We start from the raw sequence: 16,054 nt of genomic DNA on the forward strand, positions 1-16,054 counted from the left end.
CTTGAGGGTGTTGTTGGGGTCAAGGCCGAGTCGGTCCAAGAGAGTCGCTGCTCAGCCAGGTGCGGTAGTTGGCAAAGCGCGGGTCGGTCTCGACGAGGTAGTGACTGCCCGGGGCGGCATTGGTGTGAAAGGACAGAGTCTCAAACTCGACATTTCAACCTTGGTTAGGCACCAAGAGGGGCCCGTCTGACCAAAAGTAATCACCGTGGGTCGCGCTCAATTTGACACGCTCAATTAAATCGGGTGGGCCCGAAATGGTTGTAGCGCCGTAAAAATCGACTTCCCTTAGTATGGCGAATTGCAGTGGAACGCTGAAATACAATCCGTCCCGCCATGTATCCCATTCGTATCGGAAAGGCGGTGCGCCCGCAGGTGGGAACATCCAAAGACCCAATTGTAAATCCAGCAAGTCATCGCTACTAGGATTTTCCAGTCGAACGACCAGCAAATTATTGTTCGGTGCATTGTCGATGGCCTGCTTGGATGTGGCATAGATTGTTGGAATGTTGCGTTCGCGCCACCAGCCGATTAACGCATCCCTTTCCGTATCAATTTCCCCGCTGTTAAGAGCGTGTACGGAAATCCACTTTCGCCGATGAATTTCGTTCAGTGATAAGTGCGTTTCATCGTAAAACAAGGACCGCAATTGATTTATAAAGTCGCGATCAAATATTGCTTCGCAAAGAGATTCGCGAATACGCTGGGGGGTTTTGCGTTGATACATCAAGATTTTCTCCCAAAACGAACTTTTTGAACCTGGGTTGTCGGCCGCCCGTTCGAGGTAGTTTTGCAGGTCGCTCGCCACCCCCATTGCGCAGCCTTCAATGTTCGAGGATGGAGGTCATGAAGCCAATGTTCAAAGGAGCTTTTAGGCACGACCAATCCATCAAGTCATTTCGAGCTAGAAGTTGCTTTAATTTATCTGTGCTTGTGAATTGAATTCCCATCCAAATTTCCGGGTCAAAATTCGGGTCGGATTGAGAGAATGTATCTTGCAATTGTTTAGCGTCGTCTAGACTTGAACGTGAGGCGGAGCTTGGGCTGATTTTGATCAATCCGTCAGTAATTCCGTCTGTTAAAAATTCTACTACAGCGATTTTCCATTGGAATGAATTTTCACCGAATTGCCCCCCATGTACGTCGGTGAGCATGTCGCATGCTGCAAAGACTTCAAGCCCTGCAAAAATTAGCGATCGCTGATACTCAAGAAGTAGCGTATTGTTGATTTTCATGAATTTACATCCTTGGAAATTTGAATTTTGCCGGCCTTCCATTATTTATTGACTGCACGCCAGGGCTGTTGATGTCGACTGAAGCGGTGTTGGGGTCTGTTCTATTTGCTTGTCCTGCTGGGCGATATACGACTACAGTCCCATCTGGCAATTTCGCCACCCATCCATTTCCTATTGTCTGCACGGATGCAGGAGTTTGTCCATTGAAGGCGCTCTTGGCAAAGTCTTCGGCTGTTTGATTGGGATCTGCCGAAGCCGGCATGGGAATCGGTGTTCCTACGCCGCCGATCCCCGGCGGCAAAGCCCCATTGCCGTCCAAAATGGATGGCGGGACAGAGTACGTCAATGCTGATTGAGATTGAATTCCTCCAGCGCCATAACCACCGCCAGCAGTTGTATCTGCCTGCCCTGGTTGCTGCACCGGCGATGTCGTTGTGGACCCCGACACCGGCCCTGTGTTCGGCGTCGTTGTGCCGCTCCCGTAGCTGGGCAAGTCATTTCTGTTGCCGGTATCGCTGGCACGGCGCGGCTCCAAGGTCGCCACTGAGTCCGACGCATCTCCTCCCCCAAACACCAGTGGATTGACATCTCCGAGAGTGACTGTTGCAGCAATGCCAACGCCCGCAGAGGCAGCGAGTGCCTCTGCCCCAAAGAACCTAACGCAGGCTGGGCTAGTGACACAGGCTCTCATCATCACGGGGGAAGCGCGGAGTGTTGTAATTAATCCGCCGGCTGCAGAGTTGTTCGCCGTTTCGTTGAAGGCTCCTGCCGCCGCATGGCCTCCCGCGATTGCGCCAACTGCGCCGGAAACGCTCGCCTCAGTGAGGTATACGGCCAAAGCAGGCGGAAAACCTTGGTCAACAAGGAACGCCTGCACATGAGGCGCAGCAACACTGCTGAATCCCGCTCCCAAAGCACCGTTACTTCCGCCACTGAGGGCTCCCACGAGAGCGTGCCCAGCGGCTCGGCAAGGCCCGTCCGGTCCCCAACAAGCAGCAGATGCCTCATCGCCCGCCTCGACCGCGTCGAGAAATTTGCCATCAGCAAACTTGCCCCAGGCGGCGGGAGCTTGCTGCCCGAATTGCTGCGTGATCTGCGCCTGTCCCTGCACATCCTTGAGGATGGCCTGCGTGTTCCAGTCCTTCACCAGCACCCCCGTGCTGCTCGCCGAGTCACCCGTGCGCACGCTCTGGTCCCCGGCAATCCCGCTGATCCCCGAGCGCATGGTGCTGTCCTCGCTGCTGCTGGTGCTGCCATAGCCCGGGGCAGGTGGCGGAGTCGAGGTGTTGCTCGCCTTGTCGATCTGCTCCTTCGAGTAGCCCCGCTCTCGCATGGCCTGCTGCTGCGCCTCCTTGCCGCCCGCCATGAACGCCTCGCTCCCGCTCACGGCGAAGGCGCTGCCCTTCGAACTGCTCGCGTTCTGCAAGTCGCTCATCGTCAGGCTGCCGCCTGTCGTGAAGCTGTTCTTGCCGTCATCGATCGCGGCTTGTGTGCTCTCGATCACCGAGCCCTTCAGCGTCGTATCGCCCTTCACATCGACTTCGAAGCCCTGGTCGCCCGCCTTGATGCCCGATTGCTCGTTGGCGCCGATGAAGACACCGCTGGCCCTGGCGGCTGCATAGTTGCCGCTCGCGGTGCTGATGCCATAGCAGATCGGCGGGATGCACAGGCTCACGTTCAGGCCGCCGCTGGTCTGCTTAGATGAGCCCACGCTCACGTCCTGCAGGCTCTCGACGGCCAGGTTGCCCCCGACATCGGCCTTGACCTTCTCGCCATCGACCACCGCGCCCTTGAGCGTCAGGTCACCGCCCGAGTGAATGTCGACCTCCTTGCCGCCGCTCACGTGCGTGTTGTTGTAGGTGGTCTCGTAAAGCTTGTCGTTGCCCAGGCCCTTGCTTACACCCAGGTCGATGGTGAAGCCGTTCTGGCTTCCCACTGCGAAACCGACGCCCACGCTGGCACCGTGACTGGCGTTGTTGCCGCGGTTCACCTGGGTGTTCTTGCTCGCCTCCAGCGTCACGTCGTTGTCCGCAGCGAGGCTGACGGTGTTGCCTGCGGTGATGGTCGAGCCGACGGCGCGGATGCTGGAGTTCTCGCCCGCACCCGTGGCGGTGATGCTCACGTTGTTCGCGCCGACGATGCCCGAGCCGACCGCTTGAGTGCCATTGCCGAAGCTGGTGCTCTCGCTGGTGTTGCGGCTGACGTTGACACTGACCTTGAAGCCCAGGCCCTCTCCACTGGCGATGGACTGCGCCGCGTCATAGACCTGCTTGCCGCTCATGGCGAGGTTGGCAACACCCAACGCCTTCATGCGGTCATCCTGCGTGTCGTTGATCGACCGCACGCTGCTGACCGCGCCCTGGATCGTGTCGGTGCTGATGCCACCCACACTCGCGCTGCCGCCGAGGATGGAGCTGTCCGTGCGACCCACGCGCATCGATTGCTCGGTGTTATCCGCCTCGTTGATGAGGACGTTCTTCGCCTTGATGTTGACGTCGCCTCCTGCCAGTGGCCCGGCGTTGCCCGCGGCCAGCACGCTGCTGGCGGTCTGGCGGTAGTTCTCGCCCGCGATCAGGTCGACGTTGCCTTGCAGGCTGGCGACCTGGCTGCTGGCCTGCGTGGTGCTGCTGCTGGTCGTTGCCTCGAAGCCCTTGACGTGGCCGACCGCTGGGTTGTACCAGGTGCCCACCATGCCGGTCTTGCGGTTGCTTTGGCTGCCGGACTCGGTGCTGCTGTTCTGGGCGCTCTCGATGGTGAGGTTGCGTGTGGCCTCCATGCGCACATTGCCTTCGGCGACCACGGTGGCGCCTTGCAGGGTGGTGTCGCGTCCACTGAGCGTGCTCAGGCTGCCCGTGGACACCGTGGTGCCGATGGCCTCGCTGCTGCTGCGCGTACTGGTCTCGGTGCTGCCCTTGCCGCCCATCATGGCCGCACCCGTGGGCTGGTCCGGACCCATCGACATGCCGATGTGATTGGCCAGCCCTGTGGCCTTGGTTTCGCTCTGGCGGGCGTGCGCCGAGAAACTGGTCTGGTCGGCGGTCGTGAGGTTGATGTCGCGCACCGCCGTGAGGTTCATGGCCTCGTCGGAGCGCAGGCGGGCCGCCTGCGCGTTGAGGTCGCGCCCGGCCACCAGGTCCACCGTGTTGCCGCTCAGGCTGCTGGAGAGGACTTCGCTGGTGCTCTTGCTGTCGAAGGTGCTGGTGGTGGTTTTCTTGAGCAAGCCCTTGGAACTGTCGATCGTGCCCAGGGCGAGGTCGGTGGTGGCCCGGCCGGCCGTGACGTTGATGTCGTTGCCGGCGACGGCGCCCAGGGCGCCATCGGTGCTCTGTACGCCGCTGGCGCGGATGTTGATGTCGCGAGCGGCGGAGAGTTGCACGTTGCCGCTGCCCTGGATCACCGAGCCGATCTCGCGGGTTTGCGAAGCACTTCCGAGGACGTGCTCGCCCATGACCGTGGCGGCGCTGGAGGTGCTGACCGTGGAGACGTTGAGGTCGCGCCTGGCATCGACGGCCACCATGCCGGCGCTGGTCATTTCGACGCCGGTGAGATTGACATCGCGACCCGCCATGGCCACGAGCAGGCCGCCGGGGTTGTTCAGGTAGACCCCGGCCACGCGGTCGAGGTTGGTAGCGCCCGGACCGGGGTTTTGCGTGGTCGACTGGATGTTGAGGTCGCGCCCGGCGTTCAGCAGCGCCGCGTTGTCCGCGCTGATGCTGCCGCCGATGTTGTTCAGGTCCGTCTGGGCATCCAGCAGCACGGACCCGCCAGAGATCCGCCCGCCCAGGTTGTTGATGGTGTCGGCCTTGACGTCCACCAGCGAGCGCCCGGCGATGGTGCCGCTGTTGGTCAGGTCGCCCATGCCCTGGCTGTTGATCTTGATGGTGTCAGCCGAGAGCAGGGCGCCCGAGCTGTCGATGTCGCCGGGGCGCACGCGCACGTAGAGCTGTGGCACCAGCACCTGCTGCGTGCTGCCATCGGCCAGGGTCACGGTCTGCTCGACCAGCCAGACGATGTCGCTGGTGAGTTGCGCCATCTGCACGGGCGTGAGCGCAATGCCCGGGCGCAGGCCGTACTGCTGTGCGAAAGTAGCCCCGTTGTTCATCAGCGCGGTGTACTGCGCCTCGTCGGACGAGAAGCCCTCCAGGTAGCGGTAGCCCGTGAGCTGGGCGACTTGTTCGCGGATGAGCCGCTGTTCGTAGAAGCCATCGCCCAGGCGCTTGAGGGTGTTGTTCGGGTCCATGCCCAGGCGCTGCAGCAGGTAGTCGCTGGACAGCCAGGTACGGTAGTTCGCGAAGCGCGGATCGGTCTCGACGAGGTAGTGGCTGCCCGCGCTCGCGCTGGTGCGGAACAGGCTGACCTGCGGAATGCCGAGCTTGGGGGTGCTGGTGCGGACCACCATGGGCACGCTGCGGCTGGCCGGGGTGTTGGCCCCGGCGGCCGCGCCCGAGGGGGATGACACGTCGATGCCAGTGGCCGCGTCGACATTGCGGCGCTGGGCTGCGTCGGCGCTGGCGCCATCGGCGTGCGCGACCTCCCCGACAGTGGAGCCCACCACAGTGACCGCGCTCGCACGAGCGCCCGCCTGGACCGCACCTGTGGCGCTGGCACTCGCATCGACGGCGCCGCCGCCGCTGGCCGCACCAGGGCTGCTGCCGCTGCTGGGCACATTGCTCGCATGCTCCTCGTACGCGTAGCCACCCAGGCTGGGCAGCGTCGTGTCCGTGACCTGCGGCGAGGCGTAGGTGACGTTGTTCGGCCCGGTGCCGGGCTTGTTGACCATGTAGCCCACCACGAAGGCGTCGACCTCCGTGTGCTGGGTGCCGGAGGTGGGGCGGGAGTCGGTGACGCCCGCCGTGATGGCGCCTCCCGCGATCACGTGGCTGTCTCGGTTGTAAAGGGTGCCGGTGATGGAGATGTCGCCGCCCGCCGTCAGGCTGGCCGGGTCGACATGGGTGGCGATGTCGCCCGTGGTCGTCACGGTGTAGTACCACATGCCCCATCCACCAAAACCCACTGGCGTGACGCTGCCGTCCGCGTTGCGGTGGTAGACCACGCGCGAGGCGTCATCGCCCCAGGTGTCGGCCGGGTCCCAGAACTTGCCGTCGGGCAGGGTGGCCAGGCGCACATCCTTGCGCTGGGTGGTGGTGGTGGTGACCTCGATGTGGGAATCCACGTTGTTGACCTGGGCGACGCCGAGGGTGAGGTTGCCCAGCGACTCGATGGAGGCGCTGTCGTTGTTGACGGTGGCGCCCGCCATGCTGGTGCTCAGGCCGCTGGTCAGCAGGCTGTTGCCGACGAACAGGTCGGCGGCGCTGGTGATGCCGTTGACGGTCTCCGCGTGGTTTATCAGGATGTTGGTGGAAATGGAGACGTCATCACCGTAGATGCGGCCGGTACCCAGGTTGTTGAGCGTGGTGGCGTTGATGCGCGTCTGGCCGTTGCTGTCGATGAGCCCGCGGTTGTTCAGCGTGCCGGCGTTGACGGTGGTGCCGTTGGTGGCGCTCATCTCGCCCGTGGCGCCGTTCTCCACCGTGCTGCCGCCGATCGTGAGCTGGTCGCCTGCGCTCAGCTTGCCGTTGTTGCTGAAGTTGCCGGTGGTGGAATAGTTCAGGCTGCCGATGGCGGACAGTTCGCCGTTGTTGACGATGTCCTGTGTGACGGCCAGCCGGAGGTCCTTGCCGCTCGTGACCTTGCCATCGGCGCTGAAGGTGGCCGTGTCGATGTCCACGCCGTTGGTGCCGGTCAGCGTGCCGTTGGTGTTGACGAGTTGGAGCGTCTTGGCGTTGGGGTTCGCTGCGTTCGGGTCGGCGATGGTCAGGGTGTTGAGCGCCGAGATCACCCCCGATGTGTTGTTGACCGTGCCGCCGCTGGTGATGCTGGTGTCCACATCGGCGCGGATGGCGCCGCCGGTGTTGTCGAGTTGGTCGGCGGTGATCGCGACGTTCTTGCCCTCGATGCCGCGGTCGGCGCCTTGGGTGCCGGTGTTGCCCACCGTCGCGGCGTTGAGCGTCGTGGTCCCGGTGGAGCGGATCAGGCCGTTGGTATTGGCGATGTCGCCCGCGCTGATCGTGAGGTCGCCGATCGCAAGGGTCTGGTCTCCCGTGTTGTCGAAGGCGGCGCCGTGGGTGTTAACGGACACATCCGATTGACCGACGACCAGGCCGGTGTTGGAGAAGGCTTGCGTGTTGGCCGTCAGCGCCTGCTGGGCGCCGATGGCGCCACCGGCGTTGTTGACGGTGCCCGCCGTGAGGTCGAGCGTGCCACCGCTGGACAGGCCACCGGGCGAGTCACGGGCGGGTGTGCTTTGTGTAGCCGGTCAATTGTCCTATTGCGGTGACGCGCAGGCCGGCCATTGCGGCGAGTGCCGTCCGATCAGCGTGAACGTCTGCCCATGAGGTTCGACGGCGAGACTGCTAGGCTACGCGACCGCCCAGTTTCAGCATGCTTTCAGATGACTTCTGGCAATGATTCTATTAATGCCCCTATGGTGCCCTTGGGAACGCGCTTTTCGTGAATCGTTTCACCAGAATCTCGACTATAAACAATTATTTCAGATTCTTCCGAAAGGAAGAAGAATATTCTAATATTTTTGTCAATCAATTCTGAGTACATGGGTAACTCAACGCCGAACGGTGGATCTGAGCGCATCGCGTCAATATTGTTCAGGTGAGCCTCGATTTCATTGAGAATCGATGGATCGTTTGATGACCAGTATTCTGAATTAATTTTCGGAGAGTCGTGCGTTAAGTAGCCGCGAGTCGAGCATGCGCGATTGAATAGCTCTCTTTTTCCGATTGCGGCATTGTCAATTTTGGGAATGATTTTGGTGCTTCTGAAGAATCTTATTATGCAGTCAATAGTCCAATTAGAGCCACCGTTCAGGAGCAATTCGTCATCAATAAAAATATTGAATATTCCGAAGGCGAAATGACTATTGTTCTGTCGATGCAAAATTTCATAGAAGAAGGCAATATTTTTTGGATCGCCAAATAACATTATTTTACTCCGAGATTGCGTAAATCTCTGCTGTAGCCGGCCTGCCGCAACTTGTCGATCGACAGCGGTGCTCGATCATCACCAGTACTGCCACTCCAATGGAAAACACCGGTATTGTCGTCAAAAAAGCGATGAACATTTCCTTGGGCATCTACAGCCAGTCGCACAGAGGGATCGCCTCGTGTTGGGACTGAATGATTGCATATCTCCAATGAATTCCGTGGTTCCGTGCCCGCGTCAGTATAGTAGCCCGGCATGCCAGGTGTATGTTTTCCGTTCGACTCGATGGGAATGCCATTGGCTCCAATCTTAGGCCTAGGAATCGGCAAACGAGGGTCAACGCTCATTGCGATCGGATTGATGGCTGGCTTGGTGCCAGCCCCATATCCGTCGCTTGTTATCGTATTGGGTGTGTCGATTATCTGGCTTCCGCCCGTATTGCTTGGGCCTAATGCCGGAGCGATCGGCGTGCTGGTCGTACTGTCGCGCTTATTCTCCCCAATAGGGCTGATCGTCGAGCCCGATTCAAAGATTGGTGGTGTTATCAACTTCCCGCCCGGCAGCAAAGTGGTGCCAGCATAGGACGCGGCTTTCCGGACGATCTCTCCAAAGTTCTGAAACACAGGATTTGATATTGCCTCCAGCCTGCGAGCCAATGCTTCATTCGACATCACACCACCGGAGGCCGAGGTGTAGGTGTTGGTTTCTGGGTCGTATGCGATGCCACCTCGCCTGAGTGCCTCGGCCATTGACATGCCTGCGCCAGTTGCAACCCCTTGTACCGGTGCCGGAAGGAGAAGCATGACAGGGCGTTGCATCCCTTCTTGACCGTTGTCTCCGACGATGCTGTCTGTCGGTAAGGCGAGGCGGTCTTGCAGTGCTTGGGGATCGGTGCCTGCCTCGCGAATGGCCGCTTGCAGGGACCCCAGATTGGCATAGATACTTTCGAAATCGCTTAGGAACACCCGCTCCTCAGTCGTTAGATTCGGTTCGCTCTGGAGCTGGGTAAACCCGTCTCGCATTTGTCTGTCTGAGCGAAGGATGTGACTGGCGATGGGCGTTGAGTCGCCCGCATTCGGCGTCGATTCGCCAATGGAAGGCGTGGCCATCCTGTTCAACCAATCGGTGGCCGCCTTTGCAGCAATCGGTCCGTATGCACTCACGAAGTTCGCGGTGATGTCAGCACTGGCCTTGACGTCCTTGACGATGGCCTGCGTGTTCCAGTCCTTGACCAAAGTGCCACTGCTGGTGGCGTCCCCGGTGCGCACGCCCTGGTCGCCCGCAATCCCTGAAATGCCGGACTCCGTGACGCTGTTCTGGTTGTTGTCGCTGTAGCTACCCACACCGGCGCTGCCCGCGGGCTTGCTGTTCGATCCGCTCCACTCGATTGGTTTGGTTGCGCCAGTCGTCGCATCCGGCGCGGTGCTCTGTCCCGCACTCACACTCCCGCTCACCGAATAGCTGCTCCCACTGGACTTGCTGACGTTCTGCAGATCCGTCATCGTCAGCGTGCCGCCTGTCTTGAAGCTGTTCTTGCCGTCATCGAGCGCCGCCTGCGTGCTCTCGATGACAGCCCCCTTCAGGTCGGTGTTCCCCGCCACCTTCACATTGAAGCCGCCATCCCCCGCCTTGATGCCCGACTGCTCCGCCGGGCTGATGAAGACCCCATCGGCCTTGGCCCCCGATGCGCTCGCACCGGCCGTCACCACCGCCCCATAGCAGATCGGCGGAATGCACAGGCTCAGGTTCAGCCCAGCGCTGCTCTGTTTCGACGACCCCACACTCACGTCCTGCAGGCTCTCGATGGCCAGGTTGCCGCCCACGTCGGCCTTGACCTTCTGGCCATCGACCACCGCGCCCTTGAGCGTCAGGTCGCCGCCCGAGACGATCTCGACTTCCTTGCCGCCGCTCACGTGCGTGGCGTTGTAGCTGGTGTCGTTCTGGTTGTCGCGCCCCTTGCCGCTGGTCACGCCCAACTGGATGCTGAAGCCGTTCTGCGCCCCCGCGCCGAAGGTGACGCCCACGTTCTCTCCATGGCTGGAGTTCTTGCCAGCAGTGACGCTGCTGTTCCTGCCCGCTTCCAGCGTCACGTCGTTGTCGGCCACGAGCTTGACCTTGTTGCCCGCGGTGATCGTTGAGCCGACAGCACGGATGTTGGAGTCTTCACCCGCACCCGTGGCCACGATCGTGACGTCGTTCGCCCCCACGACGCCCGAGCCCACGGCCTGGCTGCCGGTGGTCACGCTGGAGCTCTGGCTGGTGTTGCGGCTGAGGTTGACGCTCACGCCGTAACTGAGGTTGCCGCTGGCAATGGACTGCGCCGCGTCATAGACCTGCTTGCCGCCCATGGCCAGGTTGGCCGCGCCCAGCGCCTGCATGCGGTCATCCTTGGTGTCGCCCATCTGCCTGACGGTGCTCACTGCGCCCTGGATCGTGTCGGTGCTGATGCCGGCGAAGTGGGCACTGCCGCCGAGGATGGAACTGTCCGAGCGGCCCACGCGCATCGACTGTTCGGTGTTGACCGCCTCATTGATGAGGACGTTCTTCGCGCGGATGTTGACGTCGCCTCCCGCCAGCGGCCCCGCGTTGCCCGCGGCCAGCACGCTGCTGGCGGTCTGGCGGTAGTTCTCGCCCGCGATCAGGTCGACATTGCCTTGCAGGCTGGCGACCTGGCTGCTGGCCTGCGTGGTGCTGCTGGCGTTGCCCGCCTCGAAGCCCTTGACGTGGCCCACGGCCGGGTTGTACCAGGTGCCCACCATGCCGGTCTCGCGGTTGCTCTGGCTGCCGGACTCGGTGCTGCTGTTCTGCGCGCTCTCGATGGTGAGGTTGCGTGTGGCCTCCATGCGCACATTGCCTTCGGCGACCACGGTGGCGCCTTGCAGGGTGGTGTCGCGTCCACTGAGCGTGCTCAGGCTGCCCGCGGACACCGTGGTGCCGATGGCCTCGCTGGTGCTGCGCGTACTGGTCTCGGTGCTGCCCTTGCCGCCCATCATGGCCGCACCCGTGGGCTGGTCCGGACCCATCGACATGCCGATGTGATTGGCCAGCCCCGTCGCCTTGGTCTCGCTCTGGCGTGCGTGCGCCGTGGCGCTGGTCTGGTCTGCGGTGGTGAGGTTGATGTCACGCACCGCCGTGAGGTTCATGCCCTCGTCGGAGCGCAGATGTGCGGCCTGCGAGTTGAGGTCGCGCCCGGCCACCAGGTCCACCGTCTTGCCGCTGAGGCTGCTGGAGAGGACCTCGCTGGTCCTGCTGCTGTCGAAGGTGCTGGTGGTGGTCTTCTTGAGCAGGCTCTTGGAGGTGTCGACCGTGCCCAGGGCGAGATCGGTGGTGGCCCGGCCGGCGGTGATGTTGATGTCGTTGCCGGCGATGGCCAACAGCGCACCGTCGGTGCTCTGGACGCCACTGGCGCGGATGTTGATGTCGCGGGTGGCCGTCAGTTGCACGTCTCCATTGCCCTGGGTGACCGAGCCGATCTCGCGGGTCTGCGCAGCGCCGCCGAGGACGTGCTCGCCCATGACGGTGGTGGCGCTGGAAGTGGTGACGGTGCGGAGATTGATGTCGCGCTTCGCGTCAATAGCCAAAGCTCCAGCGCTCGTCATTTCAGCGCCCGTCAGGTTCATGTCGCGGCCGGCCATGGCAACGAGCACGCCGCCGGGGTTGTTCACATAGACCCCGGCCACGCGGTCGAGGTTGGTAGCACCCGGACCGGGGCTTTGTGTGGTCGACTGGATGTTGATGTCGCGTCCGGCCTTCAATACAGCTGCGTTGTCTGCGCTGATGCTGCCGCCGATGTTGTTCAGGTCGGCCTTCGCATCCAAGGCAACGTTACCGCCAGAGATCCGCCCACCCAGGTTGTTGATGGTGTCGGCCTTGATGTCCACCAGCGAGCGCCCGGCGATGGTGCCGGTGTTGGTCAGGTCGCCCTTGCCCTGGCTGTTGATCCTGATCGTGTCAGCAGAGAGCAGGGCGCCCGAGCCGTCGATGTCGCCGGGGCGCACGCGCACGTAGAGCTGGGGCACCAGCACCTGCTGCGTGGTGCCCTCAGGCAGGGTCACGCCTGCTCGACCAGCCAATCGTTGTGCTGCCTTGGCGGATTGGTAGCTCGTGCTTACCCAGATTATCTATGAGTCGTCGGCCAACAACTTCAAAACTTGTTCCGGGTTGGATGCTCGGCGAAGCTGAATCCAATAAAAAAACATCTTTCTCCGGACTATTTTATTGCGTTCGAACCATTTTATTGCACGTTGCTCTTCGAGTTCGCTCAAAGAATCAAGTTCTTCCAATGACGCAATAAGCAACAATGCGAGCGCGTCCCGACTCTCATCTCCCAGTATTGCGTTCTCTAAAATATCAAGCATTTCTTGAATTCTCGATGGGGCTGCAAACTCAAATTCCCAATCTTGTTCTTTGCCAGTTGCAACAAATCCCAGTAATTTGTTGATTTCGCTTCTGGCAAACTGCGATGGGCCATAGTATTCGTTTGTCATTTCAAGGCTCCGGATAGGCGGTCTTCACCCCAGTACCGCTTGGAATGATTCTAATAGTTCGAGCTGGTACATATGTCCCGTCGGGCATGATGACTCGCGCGGGAAAGTCTTTGGGCAAGGGAATTGAGATGGCGCCATTTTTCAAATTAGGGAGATTTTCCAAGATGAGGCGCGCCGCGGTTTGGTCGTCCAAAAATTGTCCTGTCGGCTGCCCAGATCCCGCTGCGCGCTTCGTAAGAAATTCTGTCTGTCCTTGACCATGTGTGTCGAAGGTGTGGCCAAATTTTGTTTTGGAAAGGGAAATTAGCTCGGCTGTCGTTGGCGTTGCCGGCAATTCGACAATTGATGGTTCATAATTGCCCGTCGTCGGATTCCTTCGGGCGAGTACTTGCCCAGTAGTGGCATCCAAAATCTCTCCGCTAACAATACGTACGCTAGCAACGTCAGCGCTTGATGACGCAGTTTCTGGTCTTCCAGTTTGTGTTTGCCGACCCGATATTCCATTCACGTACTCGGTAGATGCTAGAAAGGTAACTGCGTCGCGATAGACGGAGAATGCTTGGGTATTCTGAGATTGAATGAATTGATAGCAGCGCGTGTCCCCCCGGGTGCAAAAGTCGGCAGGATTAGCTCCAAGCGCACCAGCCGCGCCCGCCAAAAACTTCCCAAGGTTTTCAGCGTCTCCAGTAGCCACCCACTCTGCAACCGAATTCTTGGCTTCAGCTTGATTCGTTCTGCTGACGTCGCTCCAGTAGGCATAGACCCCATCGACATCGCACCCCGGCGTCGCCTTGCAACGCGCCAACTGCTCAGCAAACCCACGAAGTTCGCTCTGTCTTGAATTCGCGGGATTGTGCTTGAGATAGTTGTTCGTTGCCGCATTCGCCCCCGCCGCAGCTGCCAGATTGATCTGGCTCGCATCCCCGCCCGCAAGGGCCATCGATAGCGCACTCACCATCGAAGCGAACTGCGCTGTGTCGGGCCTGCGCCCATAGGCCTCGGCGGCGGCCTCGCCAACGGCCGCACCGAGTGCACCCGCAGCACATCCGCCTGAGTTGTCCGCCCGCGCCGCACCCAGCACGCAACCCGCCACCGCATGCGCGACCTTGTTGGTGAACGTGTCGAGCTTTGCGTTGCCGATCTCAAATGCCGCCTGCGCAGCGATGGTGTCCAGAATTGCGGTCTTGAGCCCTGCCTTCAGGTTCTCTTCAAGACTGCCGCCGTTGACCGCCGTGTTGATCACCGCCCGCGCTGCACCGTTGGCGAGGTTCTGGCTCAACTGCAGCACCACGGGATGAACACTTTCACCGAGGGCGTTCGCCACGATGGAATTCAAGTTCAAGGCGTCCAAAGCTCCAGCCGTGAGCATGGCTGTCACCAGGCTTCTCACATTCGCGCTGCTGCCCAGGTCGTGGAATGTCTTGTCGAGATCGCCCTGGTTGTTGACGAGCGCCACGACCGTTTGGCTTGCCAGCGCTGCGATACCTGCCTGCGCTGCGAGGCCCACGGCGCTGCCCACAGCAGCGTTCCCAACGGCACCCCCCACGACTTCGCCAATTCCCGAACCCCATCCGACGGTGAAGTAGGTCACCACCGCCGTCACGACCGCCGCGCCCGCTGGCGTCAGCCCCTGCTGGCCGTAGTCCCAGTTCTTGTGCGCCTCCTCGACCCTGGCCCAGTCGATCTTGTCCTTGAGCTTCGGGTCGTTGTTGAGTTGCTCGATCCAGCCCATGCCGGGTTGTTTGGCCAGTTCCTCGATGCTGGCCTTCGCACCCAGGTTCACCTGCATGTGCCCGGCGTCCACGGCCAGCGTGCCGACATTGAACTGGTTGTAGTTCGTCGTCTGATCGTTGCTGCCCTTGTCAGCGGCCTTCTGGTAGGCCAGGTCGCGCCCCTGACCGGTCTCCTGGAAGTTCTCTTCCGTGGCCTGTGTGCCCAGCACCACGTTGGGCGCTTTCAGGGTCAGGGTGCCGGGCGTGTCGACCGTCGTGCCCGCCATCGCCAGCGTGTCGGTGGCCGTGATCTTCACGTTGGCGCCGTTGAGCGTGGTGCGTGCGAGTTCGCTGTCCTGCAGCGTCGTGGTGGTGTTGCTCTTCGCCTTGATCCCGGTGCTCGGATCACGCCACCAGGTCTCCGTGCCCAGGTTCAGGTTGTGGTCGCTGGAGCGGCCCGTCACCGAATGGGTATCCGTCGCCGCCTGGATCACCACGTCGCCGCCCTCGATCGTGATGTCCTTGGCCGCATCGACCTGCACGCCTTGCAGTGCGACCGTGCCGCCTCGCAGCAGCACGCCGCCCTGGCTGCTCTGGAGGGTGCTGGCAGATGCCGTGTCGGATTGCAGTTCGATGCCGGTGGTGCTGCCCTTGTTGATCGGCCCGGCCATCGGGATGCTGCCGCCCAGCAGGCCGAAGCCCGAGGTCTCGCTGGACGAATGCACGGTGCTGGAGGTGGTGTCGCGAGCTTCCTTGATGGTCAGGTTGCGCCCCGCGTTGACCAGCACGGCCTCGGTGCCGCGGATGTGGCTACCTTCGATGGCGATGTCGTTCTTGGCGGTCATCGCGATGCTGCCGCCCGAGAAGCTGCTGCCCACGCTGGTGCTGTTGTCGTACACACCGTTGAAGGTGTTGGACGTCTTGCTCGCCAGGCCCTTGTCCGTCCAGCTGGCCGAGTAGGCGCCGGACTCCTTCTGCTGGCCCGCCTCGATGGTGATGTCGCGCCCGGCGTTCACGCTCAGGATGGCTTCGCCCGCATCCACCGTGGCCTGGCGCACGTTGATGTCGCGATCGGCCTTGAGCGTCGTGGTGCCGCCGCTGGTGACGGTGGTGCCCAGTTCGCTGGAACTCGACGCCACCATGGCATGACCCGCACCCATGCCGGAGACGGTGCGCGACTCGGTGACGGTCTTGAGGTTGAGGTCGTTCTTCGCGATCAGGTCGGTGCCGCCGTTGCCCGCGTTGCTGACGACCGCGCCGACGAGGTTGAGGTCTCGCTGTGCGGTGGCCTTCAGGGAGCCGCCGGGATTGCTCACGTAGAGGCCGGCCACCTGGTCCACCGTGGTGGCGGAGCCGCCACCGGCTGCGTTGCTGCGCGTGGTGGTCTCGATGTTGATGTCGCGCCCCGCGTCGAGCGTCATCTTCTGGCGCGCATCGATGCTGCCGCCGATGATGTTCAAGTCCGCCTTGGCATCCAGCGCCACGCTGCCGCCTGAGATCCGCCCACCCAGGTTGCTGATGGTGTCGGCCTTGATGTCCACCAGCGAACGCCCGGCGATGGTGCCGGAATTGGTCAGGTCGCCATTGCCCTGGCTGTTGATCTTGATCGTGTCAGCCGAGAGCAGGG

Annotated in this window: 7 protein-coding genes and 1 pseudogene; all 8 read right to left on the bottom strand. The window is 61.6% G+C overall.

Annotation, left to right across the window (positions count from 1 at the left end):
* Positions 1 to 154 precede the first annotated feature (154 nt).
* Positions 155 to 805, bottom strand: a complete 651-nt coding sequence (locus tag WKW79_RS35900; protein WP_340340010.1) for a hypothetical protein — start codon at positions 803 to 805, stop codon at positions 155 to 157.
* A 16-nt stretch (positions 806 to 821) separates the two neighbouring features.
* Positions 822 to 1,232: a hypothetical protein gene (locus tag WKW79_RS35905; protein WP_340340011.1), complete on the bottom strand. Its 411-nt coding sequence runs from the start codon at positions 1,230 to 1,232 to the stop codon at positions 822 to 824.
* Positions 1,233 to 1,236: 4 nt separating this feature from the next.
* Positions 1,237 to 7,371, bottom strand: coding sequence for a hemagglutinin repeat-containing protein (locus WKW79_RS35910; protein ID WP_340340012.1), 6,135 nt, complete (start codon positions 7,369 to 7,371; stop codon positions 1,237 to 1,239).
* Between the two features lie 33 nt (positions 7,372 to 7,404).
* A pseudogene (locus WKW79_RS37165) lies at positions 7,405 to 7,506 on the bottom strand (hypothetical protein); the annotation flags it as partial.
* A 173-nt stretch (positions 7,507 to 7,679) separates the two neighbouring features.
* The gene (locus tag WKW79_RS35915) at positions 7,680 to 8,228 is read right to left on the bottom strand and encodes an Imm42 family immunity protein (protein ID WP_340340013.1); all 549 of its coding nucleotides are present in this window, start codon (positions 8,226 to 8,228) and stop codon (positions 7,680 to 7,682) included.
* On the bottom strand, positions 8,228 to 12,283 hold the full coding sequence (locus tag WKW79_RS35920) for a hemagglutinin repeat-containing protein (protein ID WP_340340014.1): 4,056 nt from the start codon (positions 12,281 to 12,283) through the stop codon (positions 8,228 to 8,230). The genes WKW79_RS35915 and WKW79_RS35920 overlap by 1 nt, the downstream gene beginning before the upstream one ends.
* 66 nt (positions 12,284 to 12,349) lie before the next feature.
* The gene (locus WKW79_RS35925; RefSeq protein WP_340340015.1) at positions 12,350 to 12,715 is read right to left on the bottom strand and encodes a hypothetical protein; all 366 of its coding nucleotides are present in this window, start codon (positions 12,713 to 12,715) and stop codon (positions 12,350 to 12,352) included.
* A 1-nt stretch (position 12,716) separates the two neighbouring features.
* Positions 12,717 to 16,054: DUF637 domain-containing protein (locus WKW79_RS35930; RefSeq protein ID WP_340340016.1), on the bottom strand; the 3,338-nt coding region annotated here is incomplete at its 5' end.

Source organism: Variovorax robiniae (assembly GCF_037889955.1).
GTDB classification, from domain to species: Bacteria; Pseudomonadota; Gammaproteobacteria; order Burkholderiales; family Burkholderiaceae_C; genus Variovorax; species Variovorax robiniae.

What these genes read in the sequence shown, in the direction of transcription:
- WKW79_RS35905 (WP_340340011.1), bottom strand. Translation starts at nt 1,232, where the DNA reads ATGAAAATCAACAATACGCTACTTCTTGAGTATCAGCGATCGCTAATT.
- WKW79_RS35915 (WP_340340013.1), bottom strand. Translation starts at nt 8,228, where the DNA reads ATGTTATTTGGCGATCCAAAAAATATTGCCTTCTTCTATGAAATTTTG.
- WKW79_RS35925 (WP_340340015.1), bottom strand. Translation starts at nt 12,715, where the DNA reads ATGACAAACGAATACTATGGCCCATCGCAGTTTGCCAGAAGCGAAATC.